Annotated in this window: 20 protein-coding genes; 6 read left to right on the top strand and 14 right to left on the bottom strand. The window is 69.1% G+C overall.

Translation table 11 applies throughout. The features are described from left to right. Positions 1–99: 99 nt before the first annotated feature. On the bottom strand, positions 100–1,710 hold the full coding sequence (gene purH / locus AX669_RS09005; protein ID WP_062257938.1) for a bifunctional phosphoribosylaminoimidazolecarboxamide formyltransferase/IMP cyclohydrolase: 1,611 nt from the start codon (positions 1,708–1,710) through the stop codon (positions 100–102). Further along, positions 1,703–2,383 (bottom strand): phosphoribosylglycinamide formyltransferase, encoded by a 681-nt coding sequence (gene purN, locus AX669_RS09000; RefSeq protein WP_062257936.1) that lies wholly within the window; start codon positions 2,381–2,383, stop codon positions 1,703–1,705. The genes purH and purN overlap by 8 nt, the downstream gene beginning before the upstream one ends. A 276-nt stretch (positions 2,384–2,659) precedes the next feature. On the opposite strand from purN, the gene AX669_RS08995 reads away from it, so the two are divergent. Further along, the gene (locus tag AX669_RS08995) at positions 2,660–2,983 is read left to right on the top strand and encodes a type II toxin-antitoxin system PemK/MazF family toxin (RefSeq protein ID WP_349676090.1); all 324 of its coding nucleotides are present in this window, start codon (positions 2,660–2,662) and stop codon (positions 2,981–2,983) included. Positions 2,984–3,016: 33 nt separating this feature from the next. Here the strand turns inward: AX669_RS08995 and AX669_RS08990 are convergent, their stop codons facing one another. Next, positions 3,017–3,403, bottom strand: a complete 387-nt coding sequence (locus AX669_RS08990; protein ID WP_156444967.1) for a hypothetical protein — start codon at positions 3,401–3,403, stop codon at positions 3,017–3,019. Between the two features lie 60 nt (positions 3,404–3,463). Beyond that, a complete protein-coding gene (locus AX669_RS08985) occupies positions 3,464–4,540 on the bottom strand; it encodes a DUF6350 family protein (RefSeq protein WP_062257925.1) in 1,077 nt (358 codons plus the stop codon). A 7-nt stretch (positions 4,541–4,547) separates the two neighbouring features. On the opposite strand from AX669_RS08985, the gene AX669_RS14055 reads away from it, so the two are divergent. Beyond that, positions 4,548–4,670: a hypothetical protein gene (locus tag AX669_RS14055; protein ID WP_255356545.1), complete on the top strand. Its 123-nt coding sequence runs from the start codon at positions 4,548–4,550 to the stop codon at positions 4,668–4,670. Positions 4,671–5,041: 371 nt separating this feature from the next. On the opposite strand, the gene AX669_RS08980 is transcribed toward AX669_RS14055, so the two are convergent. The 6 genes from AX669_RS08980 to pcrA form a co-directional block, all read right to left on the bottom strand. Then, positions 5,042–5,728 carry a DUF4352 domain-containing protein gene (locus tag AX669_RS08980; protein ID WP_143181542.1) on the bottom strand — a complete coding sequence of 229 codons (687 nt, stop codon included), beginning with the start codon at positions 5,726–5,728 and terminating at the stop codon, positions 5,042–5,044. Between the two features lie 58 nt (positions 5,729–5,786). Then, positions 5,787–6,479 (bottom strand): DUF4352 domain-containing protein, encoded by a 693-nt coding sequence (locus AX669_RS08975; protein ID WP_156444966.1) that lies wholly within the window; start codon positions 6,477–6,479, stop codon positions 5,787–5,789. A gap of 218 nt (positions 6,480–6,697) precedes the next feature. After that, positions 6,698–7,597 (bottom strand): succinate--CoA ligase subunit alpha, encoded by a 900-nt coding sequence (gene sucD, locus AX669_RS08965; RefSeq protein WP_062257917.1) that lies wholly within the window; start codon positions 7,595–7,597, stop codon positions 6,698–6,700. Between the two features lie 16 nt (positions 7,598–7,613). Further along, a complete protein-coding gene (sucC, locus tag AX669_RS08960; protein WP_006945596.1) occupies positions 7,614–8,798 on the bottom strand; it encodes an ADP-forming succinate--CoA ligase subunit beta in 1,185 nt (394 codons plus the stop codon). Positions 8,799–8,891: 93 nt separating this feature from the next. Continuing rightward, positions 8,892–9,359: a cobalamin B12-binding domain-containing protein gene (locus AX669_RS08955; protein ID WP_006945578.1), complete on the bottom strand. Its 468-nt coding sequence runs from the start codon at positions 9,357–9,359 to the stop codon at positions 8,892–8,894. 82 nt (positions 9,360–9,441) lie between these two features. Then, positions 9,442–12,135: a DNA helicase PcrA gene (gene pcrA / locus AX669_RS08950; protein ID WP_006945592.1), complete on the bottom strand. Its 2,694-nt coding sequence runs from the start codon at positions 12,133–12,135 to the stop codon at positions 9,442–9,444. A gap of 133 nt (positions 12,136–12,268) precedes the next feature. On the opposite strand from pcrA, the gene AX669_RS08945 reads away from it, so the two are divergent. Then, complete coding sequence (locus AX669_RS08945) at positions 12,269–12,946, top strand: DedA family protein (protein WP_006945586.1); 678 nt, start codon at positions 12,269–12,271, stop codon at positions 12,944–12,946. Positions 12,947–12,996: 50 nt separating this feature from the next. Continuing rightward, positions 12,997–13,344: a hypothetical protein gene (locus AX669_RS08940; protein ID WP_006945590.1), complete on the top strand. Its 348-nt coding sequence runs from the start codon at positions 12,997–12,999 to the stop codon at positions 13,342–13,344. Between the two features lie 125 nt (positions 13,345–13,469). On the opposite strand, the gene AX669_RS08935 is transcribed toward AX669_RS08940, so the two are convergent. Next, positions 13,470–14,183: an NUDIX hydrolase gene (locus AX669_RS08935; RefSeq protein WP_006945591.1), complete on the bottom strand. Its 714-nt coding sequence runs from the start codon at positions 14,181–14,183 to the stop codon at positions 13,470–13,472. After that, positions 14,180–15,298 (bottom strand): glycosyltransferase family 4 protein, encoded by a 1,119-nt coding sequence (locus AX669_RS08930; protein ID WP_006945566.1) that lies wholly within the window; start codon positions 15,296–15,298, stop codon positions 14,180–14,182. Before AX669_RS08930 ends, AX669_RS08935 begins: the two co-directional genes overlap by 4 nt. Positions 15,299–15,322: 24 nt before the next feature. On the opposite strand from AX669_RS08930, the gene AX669_RS08925 reads away from it, so the two are divergent. Both AX669_RS08925 and AX669_RS08920 read left to right on the top strand, forming a co-directional pair. After that, positions 15,323–16,192 (top strand): PIG-L deacetylase family protein, encoded by an 870-nt coding sequence (locus AX669_RS08925; protein ID WP_062257915.1) that lies wholly within the window; start codon positions 15,323–15,325, stop codon positions 16,190–16,192. A gap of 95 nt (positions 16,193–16,287) precedes the next feature. Continuing rightward, positions 16,288–17,334 carry a lysylphosphatidylglycerol synthase transmembrane domain-containing protein gene (locus AX669_RS08920; protein ID WP_231729523.1) on the top strand — a complete coding sequence of 349 codons (1,047 nt, stop codon included), beginning with the start codon at positions 16,288–16,290 and terminating at the stop codon, positions 17,332–17,334. A gap of 128 nt (positions 17,335–17,462) precedes the next feature. On the opposite strand, the gene AX669_RS08915 is transcribed toward AX669_RS08920, so the two are convergent. Together AX669_RS08915 and AX669_RS08910 are read right to left on the bottom strand one after the other, a co-directional pair. Continuing rightward, positions 17,463–18,383, bottom strand: coding sequence for a type 1 glutamine amidotransferase (locus AX669_RS08915; RefSeq protein ID WP_082740758.1), 921 nt, complete (start codon positions 18,381–18,383; stop codon positions 17,463–17,465). Then, positions 18,380–19,699: a Mur ligase family protein gene (locus tag AX669_RS08910; RefSeq protein ID WP_062257911.1), complete on the bottom strand. Its 1,320-nt coding sequence runs from the start codon at positions 19,697–19,699 to the stop codon at positions 18,380–18,382. Before AX669_RS08910 ends, AX669_RS08915 begins: the two co-directional genes overlap by 4 nt. Between the last annotated feature and the right edge of the window lie 7 nt (positions 19,700–19,706).

Below are 19,706 nucleotides of genomic sequence, written 5' to 3'. Positions count from 1 at the left end.
GGCACCGCGACGATGGCAGGTTTGGCCGAAGATGGGGCCGACGTTCAGGCCATCTTGAGCCAAACCCGCCACCTGGGGGTTGTCGATCATAGGTGTCACTCAGTGCGCGAAGTGACGCGTACCGGTGAAGTACAGGGTGACGCCGGCCTTGTTCGCGGCGTCGATGACCTCGGCGTCACGAATGGACCCACCCGGCGCGACAACGGCCTGGACGCCCGCGTCGAGCAGGATCTGCAGGCCGTCGGCGAACGGGAAGAACGCGTCCGACGACGCCACCGAACCACGGGCCCGCTCGGCGCCCGCACGCGTCACGGCGAGGTTGCACGAGTCGACGCGGTTGACCTGGCCCATGCCGATACCGACCGACGCACCGTCCTTGGCGAGCAGAATCGCGTTCGACTTCACGGCGCGCACCGCACGCCACGCGAACTCGAGGTCACGCATCGTGGCCTCGTCCGCGGCCTCGCCGGCGACGAGCTGCCAGCGCTCGGGGTCGTCACCCGTGGTGCGACCGTCCTTGTCCTCGCCCTCTGCGTCGATCATGTCGCGCTCCTGCACGAGCAGACCGCCGCTGATCGGACGCATGTCGAAACCACCCGCAGTGGGCGCGGGCACGGTGACGAGGCGCAGGTTCTTCTTCGCGGTGAGTACCTCCAGGGCGTCGTCGTCGAACGCCGGCGCGACGACGACCTCGGTGAAGATGTCCTTCACCGTCTCGGCCATCGCCTTCGTCACCGGGCGGTTCGTCGCGATGATGCCGCCGAACGCGCTCGTCGAATCGCACTCGTGCGCCTTGCGGTGCACGCGTGCGATGTCGTCGCCGTCAGCCCCGACGGCGATGCCGCACGGGTTGGCGTGCTTGATGATGGCGACGGTCGGCGCGTCGCCGTGGTCGTACGCCGCACGGTAGGCGGCGTCGGCGTCGACGTAGTTGTTGTACGACATCGCCTTGCCGTGCAGCTGCTCCCCCTGGGCGATGCCGGCCTGACCTTCAGCGGTGTACAACGCCGCGCCCTGGTGCGGGTTCTCGCCGTAGCGCAGGCTCGCGGCCTTCGTGAACGTCGCGCCCATCCATTCGGGGAACTGATCGCCCGTCGCCTCGTCGTCCGAACCTGCGAGGTTCTCCCCCATCCACGTCGCGACGGCGACGTCGTACGACGCGGTGTGGACGAACGCCTCACGTGCGAGCTCGGTGCGCTGCTGCAGCGTGAAGCCGCCACCGTTGACGGCGGTGATGACGTCGTCATAGCGCGACGGGTCGGTGACGATCGCGACGGTGGGGTGGTTCTTCGCGGCCGCGCGCACCATCGTCGGGCCGCCGATGTCGATCTGTTCGACGCACTCGTCGATGCTCGCGCCGGACGCGACGGTCTCGGCGAACGGGTACAGGTTGACGACGACGAGGTCGAACGGTGCGACGCCGAGCTCACGCAGCTGCGCCAGGTGGTCGTCCTTGCGCGAGTCGGCGAGGATGCCCGCGTGCACCTTGGGGTGCAGCGTCTTGACGCGACCCTCGAGGCACTCGGGAAAACCGGTCAGCTCCTCGACGGGCGTCACCGGGATGCCGAGACCGGCGATGAGCTTGCTCGAACCACCGGTCGAGACGATCTCGACGCCGGCGTCGGCCAGGGCGCGTGCCAACTCCTCCAGACCCGTCTTGTCGTACACCGAGACGAGGGCCCGCTTGATGGGGCGCAAACCGTCACTCATTGATCAAAACCGTCCTGCCGTTGATGGACCAACCACGTGCGAACCTGCGGACGACGTCCACAAGCATGTCGCGCTCCTCGACCTTGATGCGTTCGTGGAGCGAGTCTTCGTCGTCATCGGCGCGCACCTCGACGGCGCGCTGCGCGATGATCGGGCCCGTGTCGACGCCGGCGTCGACGACGTGACACGTCGTACCCGTGATCTTGACGCCGTGGGCAAGGGCATCCCGCACACCGTGCGCGCCGGGGAAGCTCGGCAGCAGCGCCGGATGCGTGTTGATGACGGTGTGGCGCGCGAGCGTCGTCGCACCCAAGATCTTCATGAAGCCGGCCGAGACGACGAGGTGCGGCGGCGCATCGGGGTCGTCCGAGTCGTCGTCGAAGCTGCGCTCGATGGCGTCGGCGAGCGCCTCGTCCCAGGCGTCGCGGTCGGCGAAATGGGCGGTGTCGACGACGAACGTCGGGATGCCTGCGAGCATCGCGCGCTCGAGACCGGCGCACTCGCGGTCGGCACCGACGGCGACGATCGTGAACGGCGAGCGCTGACCGCGAGCGGCCGCGTCGGCCTCTGCGTCGATGAGCGCCTGCAGCAGCGAACCGCTGCCGGAGACGAGGACGACGACCTCGAGCGGTCGGGTGTCGGGGCGCAGCTGCGGCGTGGCACTCACGTGCATAACCCTACCGACCGTGCTTGACGAAGCAGCGACTGCGAACCCGGTAATCCTGAGGGGTGGAAAGCTGCACGCGCCCGCTCGTGAGGCACGGCTGCGACCTGCTGTGATGGGCGCAGCATTTCATGCTTCATATCGGCTCGACTCGGCCTATGCCGAGTACGCATCGCACGAGACAGGAGACGACCTCGAGCATGTTCGGAGCAATCGGGCGCGCCGCGATCAGCGCGAACGGCGTCGCTCGAACGACGAACACGCGGCAGGCTCACAGCGGTGACGATGCACCGGGGCCCGATCTACAGGTGCGACCTCGGCCACGGGGAGAAACCCTGGCCCGTCGCCTCGAACAACGCCCGTGACACCCATCTGCGCAGTGCTCTCGTCGTGCGCGTCACGACCTCGACGAAGCCGCCGCTGCCGAGCATCGTCCCGATCGAGCTCAGCGGCGCGAGTCGCGCGGGCCAAGAACTCCTCGGCAGCGTCCTCTGCGACGACATCGAGGTGCTCGACGACGACCACCACGTGCGCCCCGGGAGCGGGTTACCACCGCACATCATGCAGCGCGTCGATGCTGCCCCCACGGTGGCTCTGGCCCTCACGTGACCAGGCGATGATGCCGAGGACGCCACGCGGGGCTCAGTTGAAGAAGAACCTCTCGACCTCGTTGGGGTTCTGGCTGTAGGAGCTCTCGCAGGATTCGCGCGCCTGGTTGGTGTTGGCGCCCCACAGGCACTCTTGATAGCTCTTCGTGCGTTCGTAGTGCACGAGCGGCGCGGCCGTCATGGCGAGCAGGAGAGCCGTGAGCACGAGGCCGACGAGGTTCGGCCCGAACGCACCCGCGACGCCGGCGCGGCGCACGTCGCGCAGGTAGCGGATGCCGTAGAAGAGCGACAACGCCAACGGGATGGCGGCCAGGCCCGACGCGGGCAGCGGCAGCCACGACAGCAGGAACCCGAGCAGCAGATACCGCAGCGACAGGACGTTGTTGCGCAGACCGGGCGGCAGCTGGGGCATCTCACTCACAGCACTCCCAACGATCGAGAACGACGATTTGATCCCGCCGCGCGGGCCACGTGCATCGCGTCACTTCTGGTGGCTCGAACGCCAATGACGCGCCGCCGCCGTCGCGAGCGCGGGCAGCACGAGCAGTAGCGGCGCGACGAGCCACGCCTGCCACGACGGGCCGGCGTACTCGAGCAGCCCCCGCGACACCGAAGCCGTCGAGAACCACCACAGCAGCCACATCGTCACCGTCGTGACGGCGGCGGCGCTCGCCGCGACCGTCAGCTTCGCACGTAGACTCGCGAACCGGGTGAGTGCCCGGCCCGAGGCCCAGCCGATGAAGACGCCGACGCCGATGGGCACGGCGAGCGCCGCCCAGGCCCACGGCCCGACGTGGTCGGGCAGCGCCCCGAGGACGGGGACCATCGGCAGGGTGCCGGGCGTCATCCCGGAGTGGCCGATGCTGACGGCACCCGCCTCGAACGGCGCGCCCGTCGTCCACCCCGCCATGTGGGCGAGAAGGTTGGGCAGGGCCATCACCTGCCCCAGCACGAGCAGGCAGCCGCCAACGACGCCGGGCGCGAGCGCTTGGTGAACCGCCCACACACGCGGCGCATGCCAGGCGATGAGCACGACGAGCAGCAGCAGCGACAGCGCGGCGAACAGGCCGGCGCCGCGCAGGCCCGCAGACAGCGAACGGCGCAACAGCAGCGGGGTGGCCTCGACGACGACCTCGTCGAACGCCGCGAGTTCGGGCGAGTGCTTGCGTTCGTGCCAGGCCGTCCACGCCACGCCGAGCGCGGCCACGAGCGCCGGGCCCACGATGAGCGACCACCAGTGGATGTGGCTGTGGCCGAGCCCCGCGACGATGCCGAGCACCTGTGCCGCGACCACGTATCCCCCGACGTACGCGAGCATGATGGCGCGCAGGTCCGCGGCGCGCAGCCGTTCGTCGGGGAACGCAGCGCGCGCGCCGAAGCAAGCGGCGAGCACGCAACCGAGCGTCAGCAGCAGCGGGCTGAAGACGACCGTGATGCCGTCGACGACGACGTGCCCGCGATGTGCGAGCGCCCACAGGTCGATGGCGACGCCGAGTGTGTCGTTCCACGACGACGTCGACTGTGCATCGAGCGTCCATGCGGCGAAGACCGGGACCATGAGGACGATGAGTGACGCGAGCGCCGCGACGATGCCGTACCCGAAGGCGAGCGGGACGTGCGGGCGCCCGGCCGGTCGCGATTCGTTCGTCGAGCGACCATTCGCCCCGGTGCGCGCCGCATCTCGTTGAGACGGTCCTGTCGAACCTCGTGACGCCGAGTCACGAGACGCTGCGCTCTGTCGCGGCGGGCGGGAGCCGCCACCCACGCCGTCACGGGCACCCGCGCGCGCGGGTGAACTGCCGCCCGCACGCTGCGGGCGCTGCGGTCGAGGGCGTTTGTTCGCCGGAGACGAGGCGGACGAAGAACTGCGGGGGCGACGATCACTCATGGCCCGGCCATCCTCTCAGGCCGCGCTGGGCCGATGCTCGAGGCTCGCCGCAGGAACGACTGATCCCGCCACTTAGAGCAGGTGGCGGGATCAGCGAGAGGCGCGAGCCTCGGCCGCACGGGTCGAAGCCATATGGCGCCGAGAGCGCTCAGACCTGACGGAACGCAAACGTCACTTGGCCTGGATGCGGATGGCCTGCTCGTCGCCGTAACCGCACTTGACGTCGATCGTCTTGATCTTCTTGCCGTTCGGCACCTTGTAGACGACGTCACCCGTCGTCGTGTCGCCCTTGTAGAGGGTGCCGTAGTCGAGACGCTGCCCGTACGAGGCGAAGTCCTCGCGAGCGGACGTGTTGTCGTCGAGCCTCACCTTGAGGCACGTCGCGCCGGCGTTGAGATCCTTGTCGCCGAGGTTCGTCATCGTGATGTTGACGGCGACGAAGTGCTTGCCGTTGCCCGGCTTGTCGAAGTCGTTCTCGGGGGTGATCGGGTCGGCGATCTTGTTGACCTTGGCCGACATCTCCTTCGTCTTGACCTCTTCACCGACCTTGCCGGTCTTGGGGCCCGACGTGTCTCCCGAGTCGCCCGTACCGGTGTCGGAGGACGGGGACTCGCTCGTCGTGGGTGCAGCCGCGCTCGAGCTCTGATCCGGCGTGGAGGCCGGTGACGTGGCACTCGGGGCCGCCGAGGTGGCCTCGCCCGCAGCCGACGACGCGGCCGAGGCCACGGACGGCGCCGCGCTGTTCGCGGCCGACGTGGCCTGGGACGCGCCGCCCTCGACCTGGGTGCAGGCGCTCATGCCCAGCGTCATCGTTCCGGCCAGCAGGGCCAGGCCCATCCTGCGTGCGGTGGTCTTCATCTGGGTGTTCCTTTCGGTGCGTCCGAGCCGCGGCGGGCCCGGGCTGAGAGTGAAGTGGTCAGTGGGCGAGGTCGACGCGGATGGTGCGCTGATCCCCGGCGAAGTCGAGAGAGCATCGCACGTCGACGGACTTGAGCTTCTGGTCCTTCGGCAGCTCGAACGTCACGTCCCCGCTCGCGGTGTCACCCTTGTGCAGGGTGGACGAATCCATCGGCGAACCGTGATCGGCGAACAGTGACGCCGACGCCGCCCCGTTCGTCGTCGTCTTGGCGTTGATGCACATCAACGGGCTGAAGTTGATCGGCGTGCCGCCGACGTTCGTCACCGTCATCGACACGGCCGCCCACTTCTTGCCGGCCCCCGGCTTGAAGACCGCCGAATCGCCGACCGGCACCGGGTCGACGAGCTTGGTCACCTTCACCGACAACTTCGAGGTCTTCGCCTCTGCACCGACCTTCGTGGTGACGAGCCCCCGCTGGCCGGAGCCGAGCAGATCGGACGCCGGCGCGGACGACGCGGCCGCCTCGCTCGACGCGGCACCAGCGGACGTGGCGGGCGCCGACGACGACACGGGCGCGGCAGCAGACGTCGCCGCGCTCGGAGTCTGCGCGGCCGCGTTCGACGACACGGCGGCACTCGGCGGCGCAGACGCGCTCGACGCCGACGACGAACCGTCGACGCTCGTGCACGCACCCACCGACAACGTCACGCCCACAGCTCCGACGAGACCGCACCCCCGCTTCAAGTCCATGACGATCCCTCCCGGGTCGACGGGCTCCCGCCCGCGTGATAATTCATAACTTAACCGTCACTGGGACGCCGCTGCATCATCATTGGTTCCATTCGCGCGCCGATATCTCGCGGCCATGTCGCCGGCAACTCGGCGACACGACGAACGCCCCCGCACCAGCGCGAGCCGATGCGGGGGCGTTCGTCGAGATCACCGAAGCGACGTTCGGTGCATCCGCCTCACTTGCTGAGGTTGTTCATGATCTCCGTCATGAGAGCGGCCGTCTCGGACGGCGTCTTGCCGACCTTGACGCCGGCGGCCTCGAGGGCCTCCTTCTTCGCGGCAGCCGTGCCCGCGGAGCCGGACACGATGGCGCCGGCGTGGCCCATCGTCTTGCCCTCGGGGGCGGTGAAGCCCGCGACGTAACCGACGACCGGCTTCGTCACGTTCTCCTTGATGTACGCCGCAGCGCGCTCCTCGGCGTCGCCGCCGATCTCACCGATCATGACGATCGCGTCGGTGTCGGGGTCGTTCTGGAACGCCTCGAGCGCGTCGATGTGCGTCGTGCCGATGACCGGGTCGCCGCCGATGCCGATGGCCGTCGAGAAACCGAAGTCACGCAGTTCGTACATCATCTGGTACGTCAGCGTGCCCGACTTCGAGACGAGGCCGATGCGGCCCTTGCCGGCGATGTTCGCCGGGATGATGCCGGCGTTCGACTCGCCGGGGCTGATGATGCCCGGGCAGTTCGGGCCGAGCAGGCGCGTCTTCGAACCCTTGCTCAAGTTGTAGAACTCGGCCGAGTCCCTCACCGGGATGCCCTCGGTGATGACGACCGCCAGCGGCATCTCGGCCTCGATGGCCTCGACCGCGGCGCTCTTGGCGAAGGGCGGCGGCACGAAGATCACGGAGACGTTGGCGCCCGTCTCGGCCATGGCGTCCTTGACGGAGCCGAAGACCGGAACCTGCTTGGTCTCGCCGTTGACGTCGAAGTCAACCGTCTGGCCGGCCTTCTTCGGGTTGACGCCACCGACGACGTTCGTGCCCGAGGCGAGCATGCGCGCCGTGTGCTTCATGCCCTCGGAGCCGGTCATGCCCTGAACGATGACCTTGGAGTCAGCGTTGAGAAAAATCGACATGGAAGTCAGATCCCTTTCAGTTGGCCGCGGCCAGCTCGGCAGCCTTGCGGGCTGCGCCGTCCATGGTGTCCACGACCGTCACGAGCGGGTGGTTGAAGTCGGAGAGGATCGCACGGCCCTCTTCGACGTTGTTGCCGTCGAGGCGCACGACGAGCGGCTTCGTCGCCGCGTCGCCGAGCTTCTTCAGGGCGCCGACGATGCCGTTGGCGACGGCGTCGCACGCCGTGATGCCACCGAAGACGTTGACGAAGACGCTCTTGACCTGCTCGTCGTTCAGGATGACGTCGAGACCGTTGGCCATGACCTCCGCCGAGGCGCCGCCACCGATGTCGAGGAAGTTGGCGGGCTTGGCCTTGCCGCCGGTGAAGTCCTCACCGGCGTAGGCGACGACGTCGAGCGTGCTCATGACGAGGCCGGCACCGTTGCCGATGATGCCGACGTTGCCGTCGAGCTTCACGTAGTTGAGGTCGAGCGCCTTGGCCTTGGCCTCCAGCGGGTCGGCCGCGGCCTTGTCCTCGAGAGCCTCGTGGTCGGGGTGACGGAAGCCGGCGTTCTCGTCGAGCGTCACCTTGCCGTCGAGCGCAATGATGTCGCCATCCTCGGTCTTGACGAGCGGGTTCACCTCGACCAGCGTCGCGTCCTCGTCGCGGTAGGTCTCCCACAGCTTGACGAGCACGGGAGCGACCTTCGCGGCCGTCTCGTCGTCGAACCCGGCGGCCTTGACGATCTCGTCAGCCTTCGCGCCGTCGATGCCGACGTTCGGGTCGACCTCGATGCGCGCGAGTGCCTCGGGACGCTCGACGGCGAGCTGCTCGATCTCGACGCCGCCCTCCTTCGAGCACATCGCGAGGTAGCTGCGGTTCGCTCGGTCGAGCAGGATCGAGAAGTAGTACTCCTCGGCGATCTTGGCGCCCTGGGCGATCATCACGGTGCCCACGGTGTGGCCCTTGATGTCCATGCCCAGGATGTCCTTGGCGTACTGCTCGGCCTCGTCAGCCGACTTGGCTACCTTGACGCCGCCGGCCTTGCCGCGACCACCGGTCTTGACCTGGGCCTTGACGACGGTGACACCGCCCGACTTCGCACCGATCTGCTCGGCGGCTGCCTTGGCTTCTTCCGGGGTGGTGGCCGTCTGGCCGGCCAGCACCGGAACGCCGTGCGCCTCGAACATGTCGCGCGCCTGGTACTCGAAGAGATCCACGCGAATCCATCCTCATCGTTGAAAGGAGTGTTCCTCTTGTGACTTTAACGCGCTTTGCCGTGCGGGGGTAACCAGGGGTTCGCGCCGGTGCTCTTAGGCGTGTGCGGACGCCGCGTCCCCGACGTTCTCGCGCACCCACGCGACGACCTCGTGCGTCGGCGCACCGGGCGTGAAGATGCGCGCGACACCCATGTCGAGCAGCGGCTTGATGTCGCCCTCGGGGATGATTCCGCCACCGAAGACGACGACGTCGTCGATGCCCTGCTCGCGCAGCAACGTCATCAGGCGCTCGAACTGCGTCATGTGCGAACCGGACAGGATCGACAGGCCGATCGCGTCGGCGTCCTCCTGCACCGCAGCCGTGACGATCTGCTCCGGCGTCTGGTGCAGGCCCGTGTAGATGACCTCCATGCCGGCGTCGCGCAACGCCCGCGCGATGACCTTCGCACCACGGTCGTGGCCGTCGAGGCCCGGCTTCGCGACGACGACGCGGAGTCGATCGGAGCCGTTCGTGGCGGCATTCGTAGGGGTGGCGTTCGTGGCAGGCGCGTGCTGGACCATGACTCAATCCTCTCGGGCGGTTACTCGCACTGTAACGCCCGCCACAACCTCCGCTCAGTTGATGATCCTCAACTCATGCGTGTCACAGCTTCGTGACGGGCGCGTAGCGCAGGAGCAGGCGCTTGGGTGGGCCGTCGCCGAAGTCGATGTGAGCCATCGCTCGGTCGCCCTGACCCTCGACGCGCACGACGGTGCCGAGGCCGAAGCTGTCGTGCGTCACCTTGTCGCCGGCGTCGAGGTTCGGGATCTCGCGCATGCCGCGGCCGACGGCGGAGTTCTTCGTGGTCGAGAACGAACCGGCCCCGGAGCTGCGACCGCTCGACGACATCCGCGCCACCGGCGCGGAGCCGCGCCCGATGACGGGGCCGTCATCGTCGTGCCTGCTGCCACCCGAGCCGTAGGGCGAACCGCCCCCGCTGCCGAACGCGGCGTACCCGCGCGGCTGGGACGACGCGAACGCCGTGGCCTCGCGCTCCCAGTGGACGAACTCCTCCGGGATCTCGCCGAGGAAGCGCGACGGCGGGTTGTACTGCGGCGCACCCCACGCGCTGCGCACGGCAGCGCGTGACAGGTGCAGGCGCTCGCGCGCCCGGGTGATGCCGACGTAGGCGAGGCGCCGCTCCTCCTCGAGCTCCTTCGTGTCGCCGAGAGCGCGCATGTGTGGGAACGTGCCGTCCTCCATGCCGGTGAGGAATACGACCGGAAACTCGAGGCCCTTCGCGGTGTGCAACGTCATGAGGGTGACGACGCCCTGATCTTCGGCGTCCTTCGGTATCTCGTCCGCGTCGGCCACGAGGGAGACCTGCTCGAGGAAGTCCTCGAGCGTCGCGCCCGGGTAGTTGTCGTCGAACTCGTTGGCGACGGCGACGAGCTCGGCGAGGTTCTCGATGCGCGTCTCGTCCTGAGGATCCTTGCTCGTGCGCAGCTCCTTCAGATACCCCGTGCGCTCGAGGATCGCCTCGATGAGGGGGCCGACGCCGCTACCGGACTCGCGCGTCTGCCGCAGGCTCTCGAGGATCTCGGTGAAGCCCTTGACGGCGCTCACCGACCGCGTCGCGATGCCCGGTGCCTCGTCGGCCCGCGCGAGCGCCTCGATGAACGTGATGCGCTCCCGCTCCGCGAGCGCGCCGAGGCATGCCTCGGCGCGGTCACCGATGCCGCGCTTCGGCGTGTTGAGGATGCGGCGCAGGTTGACGGTGTCGGCCGGGTTCGAGATGACGCGCAGGTACGCGAGCGCGTCCTTGATCTCCTTGCGCTCGTAGAACCGCGTGCCACCGACGACCTTGTACGGCAGGCCGACGCGGACGAACACCTCTTCGAGCGCGCGCGATTGCGCGTTCGTCCGGTAGAACACCGCGACGTCCTTGGGCTTGACGCCGTGATCGTCGCCGAGCTTGTCGATCGTGCGCGCGACGAACGCGGCCTCGTCATGCTCGGAATCGGCGACGTACCCGACGATCTTCTCGCCGTCGCCCTGATCGGACCACAGGTTCTTCTTGCGACGCTCCGGGTTGCGCTCGATGACGGAGTTCGCCGCGCCGAGGATGTTCTGCGTCGAACGGTAGTTCTGCTCGAGCAGGATCGTCGTCGCGTTCGGGTAGTCCTCCTCGAACTCGACGATGTTGCGGATCGTCGCCCCACGGAAGGCGTAGATCGACTGATCGGCGTCACCGACGACGCACAGGTCGGCCATGGGTACCGCGCTCGTGGCGCGCGAATCGCCCTCGGCGTCCTGGCTCGCCATGCCGCCCGAGGCGTGCTCCCCGCCGGCGAGCTCGCGCACGAGGACGTACTGCGCGTGGTTCGTGTCCTGGTATTCGTCGACGAGGATGTGCCGGAAGCGGCGCCGGTAGTGCTCGGCCACCTGCGGGAACGCCTGCAGGATGGTGACGGTCGTCATGATGATGTCGTCGAAGTCAAGCGCGTTCGCCTGCCGCAGGCGCTGCTGGTAGAGACGGTAGGCCTCGGCGACCTTGCGCTCCTGATCCGTCTCGGCGCGCTTCGCGGCCTCCTCGGCGTCGATCAGCTCGTTCTTCAGGTTGCTCACCTGGAAACTGAACGACTTCGGCGGGTAGCGCTTCGGATCGAGGTCGAGATCGCGCGTCACCATCGCCATGAGGCGCTGACTGTCGGCCGCGTCGTAGATCGAGAACGTCGAGCGCAACCCCACATGCTTGGCTTCACGGCGCAGGATGCGCACGCACGCGGAGTGGAACGTGCTCACCCACATCGCGTTCGCCGCACCCCCGACGAGCTGCTCCACGCGCTCACGCATCTCGGCGGCCGCCTTGTTCGTGAAGGTGATCGCGAGGATCTGGCCGGGCTGCGCGCCACGCGCCGCCATCAGGTAGGCGATGCGATGCGTCAGCACGCGCGTCTTGCCCGAACCGGCGCCCGCGACGATGAGCAACGGCGTCCCGAAGTGCTCGACGGCCTGCGCCTGCTGCGGGTTCATGCCCTCGAGCAGGCTCGCAGGATCGGCCTCGAAACGTCGCGTGCCGCGCCCCGAATCGGGGCTACCCCAGTGCGATCCGCGACCCAGCATCGGCGCGTCGTCGCCCCATGTGCCGGCGTCGGCGGGGGCCTCGTCGGGCGGCGGTTCCTGCAGGGCCCACAACGGGATGCCGGACGCGTCGACCGCCCCCGGATCGACCGCGGCGGCCCCGGGAGCCTCCGTGCTCGGGGTACGCGACGGCGACGCGCCGGTACCGCTCCTGGAGGAGGGACGGGAGGCGTCGGCAGCGGTCAGCGGAAGGTCGTCGAAGAGGCCACTCATGATGAGGCCAGTCTAGGAGTGAGAAGCGACAACCGCTCAGTCGACGAGCGCGGCGGCCGCGCGGCCGAGGACGGCTGCGGGCATCGGGCTCGAGGCGGCAGGGGCGGGCGGCATCGTCGCCTACCCTTGGGGCGTGGATGTTCAGGCGATTCTCGATGCGATTCCGGCCCCGGCCGTCTACGTTCTGACCGGTCTCATCATCCTGCTCGAGAGCGTCGGCATCCCCCTGCCCGGCGAGATCATGCTCGTCACCGCGTCGCTGTTCGCCTCAGGGCCGCACCCGCACGTCAGCATCCACCTCGTCGCACTGGCCGCCATCCTCGGCGCCGTCATCGGCGACTCGATCGGCTACTACGTCGGTCGACACTTCGGTGAGCGCCTGTTCGCGTGGCTCGGCACACGCTTCCCCCATCACGTCAACGACGAGACGATCGGGTACGCCAAGCACGCCTTCCACACCCACGGCATCTGGGCGGTGTTCTTCGGACGCTTCGTCGCGCTGCTGCGCATCTTCGCCGGCCCGCTCGCCGGCTCGCTGCACATGAAGTATGCGCGCTTCCTGGCCGCCAACGTGCTCGGCGCCATCTGCTGGGCCGGCGGCACCGCCTACGGCGTCCACTTCCTCGGCAAGATCGCCGAGAAGTGGATGAAGAACTTCTCCTACATCGGGCTCGGCGCCGCCGTCGTCCTCGGCATCGTGTTGACGACGGTCGCCCGCAAGCGCATCAGCGCCAACGTCGCCGAGTACGCCGAACGCAAGCGCGCCGCCGGTGAAGAGATCAACCCCGCCGATCCGCGCGCGGTGAGCTGACGGACGCTCACCCGAGCATGGCTGGAGCGACGAACGCCTACCCTTGTGGCATGTCCACGCTCAACGAAATCCTCCTGCTCGTCCACCTGCTCGGCATGGCCGCCATCGTCGGTGGCTTCCTCGCTGTCCTCAAGGCGCCGCGCGCCATCCCCGCGATGGTGTGGGGCGCGCGCCTGCAGCTGCTCAGCGGGCTCGCGATGGTCGGCGTCGCCGAGTCGCAGCACTGGTCGCTCGACCACACGTGGGTCGCGGTGAAGCTCGTCATCGCCCTCATCGTCGCAGGTCTGCTCGAAGTCTCCTCGTCGAAGGAGAAGAAGGGCGACAGCGCCGCGCCGCTCGTCCAGGCCGCCGCTGCGCTCGCCGTCATCAACGTCATCGTCGCGATCTTCTGGCACTGACCGACCACCCCGCATGACGAGCGGGTGCGACGACGCATGAGGCGTCGACGCACCCGCTTCGTCGTCGGTGGCCACGCCCCGTCGACGCATCCGGTCGCCGGGCTCGGCTCGTGGGTGGCTCGGCGTCAACCTGAGGAGCCGAGCACCTGCCGCACCGATTCGAGCGCCCAGGGAGCCATGCCGCCGCTCGGGTAGCCGTCGGAGGTGGGGTCGACCACGTCGGCCGCCGCGAACCACGCCGCGTGCTGCGTCGAGCCCCCGACGTCGTGGACGGTGGGTTCGCTGGGCTCGTCGCAGCGGGCCGAGTAGATGAGGCGGACGGCGTGGAAGTCCTCGACCATCCCCTCCCTGCCATCGCCGACGCGGTGCGAGGACGAGACGTCCCACAACCGCGCGTCGCTGATGCGCTGCCCGGCCTCCTCCCAGACCTCGCGCGCGGCGGCCGCCTCGGGCGCCTCGCCGGCCTCGACCCCGCCCCCGGGCAGGATCCACAGCCCCGGACGCCCCGTCTCGCGCGACAGCTGCGTCAGCAGCACGCCCCTCTCGCTCGTCACGACCGCGTACGCAGCCAGGCGTTGGCGCACCAGATCGACCGGGCCGGCGGCGCGCGCGACACCCGCGAGGCGATGATGAGCCGCATGCATGCGCGCGACCTCGAACGTCAGCTCGACGCCGTCATGCACGAGTGTCGCCGTGCGTAGGGCGACCGGTTTGAACCCCGCGTCGCGCACCTGACGCCGCGGCGCGATGCCCTGCGCCAACCGGGCACGCAGCACCTCGCGACCGTCCTCCAGACCCCGCACGAAGATCGGGATGTCGGGGACGCCGTCGCCCTTCATCGCGCCGCTCGCAGTGCCGCGGCCCGTGCGTACTCGGCCTCGGCGAGACGGACGACCTGATCCCACGTCTGCGCCGGGCGATGCGTGCGGTTGTACTCGGCCATCGTCCGGCGCAGGTCGGTGTCGAGAGCGAGGCGGATGATGGCCTGCGCGAGGTCGTCGTCATCGCCCGCGAGCAGCCCGTTGACGCCCGAGGTGACAAACTCCGAGACGCCGCTCGTCGACGGCGCGACGACGGGCAGCCCTGACGAGCGCGCCTCGAGCGCCGCGATGCCGAACGACTCGAGCCGCGCCGGCGCGACGTACAGGTCTGAGGCGCGGTAGCGGTCGTGCAGTTGCGCGCGCGTCATGCGTCCTGGCAAGGAGACCCACTCGTGGGCGTCGGCGAGGTCGACGGCGCGCACGAGCTTCGGGCGCAGGTCGCCCTCCCCCGCGATCTCGAGCCGGACGTTCGGTGCCTCGCGGTGCACCGCCTTCATCACCGAGAAGAACTCGAGCGGACGCTTGCGCGTGGCCAGCCGCATCGCCGAGATGACACGCACCTCGTCGCCCGTGCGCGGCTCGCCGGGCGTCCACGCGTCGGCGTCGATGCCGTTCGGCAGCACGACGACCTCGTGGCCGCGGCCGGCCATGTCGCGGATCGGGCGCGCCGCGACCTGCGAGACCGCCGACAACGCAGCGCCGCCCTTGGCCCAGCGGCGTACGAAACCGAGCGGCTTGAGCAGCGGACCGGCCCACGCCATGACGGAGTGCCACGTCACCGCCGTCGGCAGGCCCAGATCGAGGGCGAGGCGGACGGCGTCGAAGGAGAACACGCTGATGACGCCGATGTGCGCGTGGACGACGTCGAAACCGCCGTTCGACAGCGCCAGGCGAAGCTGCGAGACGGCCATCGGATTGAGCGCGACATCGTGCGGCAACCCGAGCGAAAACCGATGCACCGGGATGCCGTCGACGATCTCGAGGCCGCTGTGCTGCTCACGGTGAGCCGGGGTGACGGTGTACGCAACGACCTCGTGCCCCTGCGCCACCAGGCGCTGCGCGAGGTCGTGCACCTGCACCTCGATGCCGCCCAGACGCGGCAGATAGCAGTCGGACACGAGGGCGATCTTCACGGCACGAGTCTTTCATGCGAGAGGATGAAGACGATGATCACCACCCCAGACGGCCAGCCGCGACGCACCCTCGTCGCATTCCATGCCCACCCCGACGACGAGGCGCTGCTCACCTCCGGCACCATGGCGAAGGCCGCGGCGCAGGGGCATCACGTCGTCCTCGTCGTGGCGACGGACGGCGCGCTCGGCCTCGCCGGGTCGGAATACGGCACGGCTGACGAGCTCGCGGCGCGACGTTGGGACGAAGTATCGGCCAGCGCCCGCGGGCTCGGCGTCGCCCGGCTCGAGACGCTCGGCTACGCCGATTCGGGCATGGGCCCGCAGGTGTTTCCCGACCCGCCGGGCAAGCGGCGCTTCGTCACGGTGCCCGTCGAGGAAGCAGCCGAGGCGCTCGCCGTCATCCTGCGCGAGGAGGACGCCGACGTCCTGCTCACCTACGACGCGGCCGGCGGCTACGGACACCGCGACCACGTGCGCGTCCATGAGGTCGGCGCGCGCGCGGCTGAGCTGGCGGGCACGCCGCGCGTACTCGAGGCGACGGTGCCCCGCGACCTGCTCGTGCGCGCGCTGCACCTCGTGGCGCGTTTCTACCGTTTCCCCGACGACTTCGACATGGCCGGCTTCGAACGCGCCTACTCGGCCCGCAAGGACATCACTCATCGCGTCAACGTCCTCCGTCAAGCGGGCGCGAAGCGAGCGTCGATGGCGGCGCACGCGTCACAGGCGAGTGCTGACGGTGACGCCGACCGCACCCTCGCCGCGTTCCTGCGCATCCCGCGGCCGCTGTACGACATCGTCTTCGGACGCGAATGGTTCCGCGACCCCGCCCACGTCGGCCCCGTCAGCCACGACATCTTCGCGGGGCTGACCGAGCACGAGGACCGCGCCGAGTGAGTTCGCCCTCGTCGTCCCGTCAGCCCGGGAGCACCTCGCCTGACGCCTCGTCCGGCCATGGATCCCGTTCCGAGGATTCACCTCTGTCGCCCGCGATGCCGCGTCCCAACGCGTGGCAGAGCGCGCAGGCCGTCATCGGCATCGGCCTGGCCGCGGCGATCCTGTACTGGGGCGTGCCGTGGTTCGGCGAGACGACATGGCCCGAGATCGGGCGGCATCTGCAACTGCTCGGGTGGGTGAGCAGCCTCGAACTGTTCGCGCTCGTCGCGTTCGGGCTGTGGCTCTACACCTTCGCGCTGACCGGCTCCATACCCGGGCTGGGGCACGTCAAGGCGCTCATCGTCAACGTCGCGGGGTCCGCGGCCGGCAACCTCCTGCCCGGCGGTGGCGCGGCCGGCGTCGCCGCGACCTACCTGATGCTGCGCTCCTGGGGGTTTCAGGCCGCAGCGATCTCGACGTCGGTCATCGTCACCGGCGTGTGGAACCTCGTGGCGCGCCTCGCGATGCCGCTGCTCGGCGTCGCGCTGCTCAGCTCGACGGACGCCCTGCCGAAGGGAGTGCGTCGCGGCGCGCTGACCGGCGGAATCGTCGGGCTCGTCATCATCGCCGCGTTCGTCGGTGTGCTGCTCTCCCCCGGTCTGACGCAGCGGTTCGGCGCGTGGCTCGATCGCCGCGTCGGTGGACGTGTGCGACGTCGCCGGCCCGGTTTCGAGATCGAGGCCACGCTCGTCGATCAACGACGCCGTCTGGCGGGCGTGACGGCGCACGGGTGGGCGCCGATGACGGTGGGCGTCGTCGGGTACCTCGCCGTCTATTTCGTGCTGTTCTGGCGGACGATGGAGGCGGTCGGCGTCGACATGCCCCTGAGCAAGTTGTTCGCGGCATACGCCGTCGGGCGCCTGCTGACGACCGTCGGCGTGACGCCAGGCGGCCTCGGCGTGACGGAGGCCGGCACCCTCGCCGTCCTCGTCGCATGGGGCGCTGACAAACCCGCCGCAGCTGCGGGCGTCCTCGTCTTCGCCTTGTTCACACACCTGCTCGAGGTGCCTCTTGGCGCACTGGGCTGGCTGGCGTGGTGGCTCATGCCGAAGCAAGCCGTCCTCGATGCCGCGACGTCGCCCAGGTCGTCATCGCCGACCTGATATGACCAAGAATCGCGAATGTGGACAGGATTCGCGGTTGCGTCAGGGCCCCACCCCACCTGCGATTCTCGACCTCATTCGCGAATCTCGTCGGCCTTCACGGCTGAGGTACACCCGACGTGGCGGGGTCAGTTCTTCTTCGTCAGACGTGCGACCTGGCGGGCGCGGGCTTCGTCGGCGAGGTGGTCGTCGATCTCGCCCGGCTCGAACGGACGGCCCGTCGCGCGCTCGGCGGCGACGGCGATGAGGAAGTCCGCGAGCTTCGGGTTCGACGGCAGGATCGGGCCGTGCAGATACGACCCGATGACGTTGCGCGTGCGCGCGCCCTCCTTGCCGTCCTCGCCGTTGTTGCCAAAACCGGAACGCACGTCACCGAACGCACGCTGGCCGTCGCCGAGCACCGTCGAACCCGAGTGATTCTCGTACCCGACGACGTCGCCGAACTCGGTCGACAGCACGACGGGCCCGATCATGCGCTTCGCGTTGCCCTGCGTCGTGACGTCGAGGATGCCGAGACCGGGCAGCGTTTCGCCCTCGACGGTGCGGAACGCCTTGCCGAACAACTGGTACATGCCGCAGATCATGAGCATCGGGACGCCGTCCTCAGCCATGCTGACGAGGCGCGGGCCGATGCGTTCGAGATCGGCCTCGACACGCGCCTGCCCCGAATCCTGGCCGCCACCGCCAACGACGAGGTGGATGCCGTCGGGCAGTTCGTCGCCGGGGTTGTGGCTCACGACGTTCGGTTCGTAACCGTGCCAGCGCAGGCGTGCCTCGAGGCAGCGCGTGTTGCCGAGGTCGCCGTAGATCGACATCTCCCGCGGGTACAGGTGCACGAGCGTGACGCGGCCCTTGCTCGGGCCACTCGGATCGCCCAGTGTCGTCGGGACGACATCCATCGCCGCCGGGTCCTCGTTGACCCGCGCCTGTACCTCACCCGACGTCGACGAGTCGGCTCGCACAGCATCCGTCGGCACCCCGCCCATCGCCGCGGGGTCGTCGTCGATCCGAGGGGCAGCCGTCGGCTGGGGGTTCGTCTGCTCGCTCATTCGGCGGCGTCCTCTCCGAAGTCGGGCAGGTCGTAGCGCTCGGCGAGCGTGCGACGCAGCGTCATCATGGCGGTGTACGTGCAGAAGATGCGCTTCGGTTCGTCGGCGTGCTCGGCGAGGAACCGATCAAGAGCGGCGTGCAGGTCGGGTTCGACCGCGCGCACCTCGACGCCGTCATAGGCGAGCCGCAGGGCCATGTCATAGGCGCGCACCCCACTCGTCAGTTCGACGCCGCGCTCGCGCAGCGACGCGAAGTTGACGTCGTAGAGCCATGAGACGTCGCGTCCGTCGGCGTAGTTGTCGTTGATCGCGACCATGCTCGCGACCGGCCGGCCCCCGTACGTCGACAGCGCGACGGTGAATCCGGCCGGGTTCTTGACGAGCACGAGCTCGAGTTCGGTGCCGTCGGCGTCGATCACCTCTCCGCGCCCGAACGGCGGCTGCACGGCTTCGAGTGCCGTCACCGCCGTCTCACCGCGGAACGCGTGGCCGAGCAGGCGGCGCGCCATCGACGTCGCCGCGGTCGCGTTGATCATCGCGGCCAGACCGTGCTGACGCATCTGCATAGGCCCCACGTTGCCGCTGCCGTCGGCACGGTCGGCGAACGTCACGAGGAAGCGACGTTCGTCGAGCGGCTTGAGCAGACCGTCACCCGGGCCGACGAGCGGCGCGACGAAGTCGTCGTCGCTGCGCACGTCCTGCTCCATGAGCTCGCCGAGGCGGTCGGCGATCGTCTCGTCGACACCGAAGTACGACACCTCGACGCCATCGGCCAGGCGCCCCGCGATGCGCGCGACGAACGAGTCGTCGCGGTTGAGGACGACGCCCTGCGTGGTCTGTTCCGCCAGCTGTGCGAGCAGTTTCGCCGTGTAGTCGATCTCGGCGAATCGGTCGAGCTGGTCGCGTGCGACGTTGAGTAGCAGCGCATGCGTGGGCTTGACGACCTTCGCGAAGTGCAGCGAGTGCGCCTCGTCCAGCTCGAGCACCGCGATGTCGGCGTCGAGACCACCCTTGAGGGAGATCTCTCCGAGCACCGACGAGATGACGCCACGCGTGAAGTTCGAGCCCGTCGGGTTCGTGAACACGCGCAGACCATGCGCGCGCAGCAGCGCGACGAGCATCTTCGTCGTCGTCGTCTTGCCGTTCGTGCCGGTGACGACGACGATGCCCTGCGGCAGTCCCGCGAGCGCCTGGGAGAGGAAACGCGGATCGATCTTCTCGACGACGAGACCGGGCAGGGCGCTTCCGCCCCCACGCAGCCTCGTCGCGATTCGCGCGGACTTGCCCGCGAGCACGGCAGCAGCAGTTCTCAACACCCGGCCA

It is taken from the genome of Dermacoccus sp. CCH2-D9, assembly GCF_001556795.1.
Taxonomy (GTDB): Bacteria; Actinomycetota; Actinomycetes; order Actinomycetales; family Dermatophilaceae; genus Dermacoccus; species Dermacoccus nishinomiyaensis.
The sequence above is the reverse complement of the archived record's forward strand: the minus strand, read 5'-3'. Positions and strand labels throughout refer to the sequence as shown.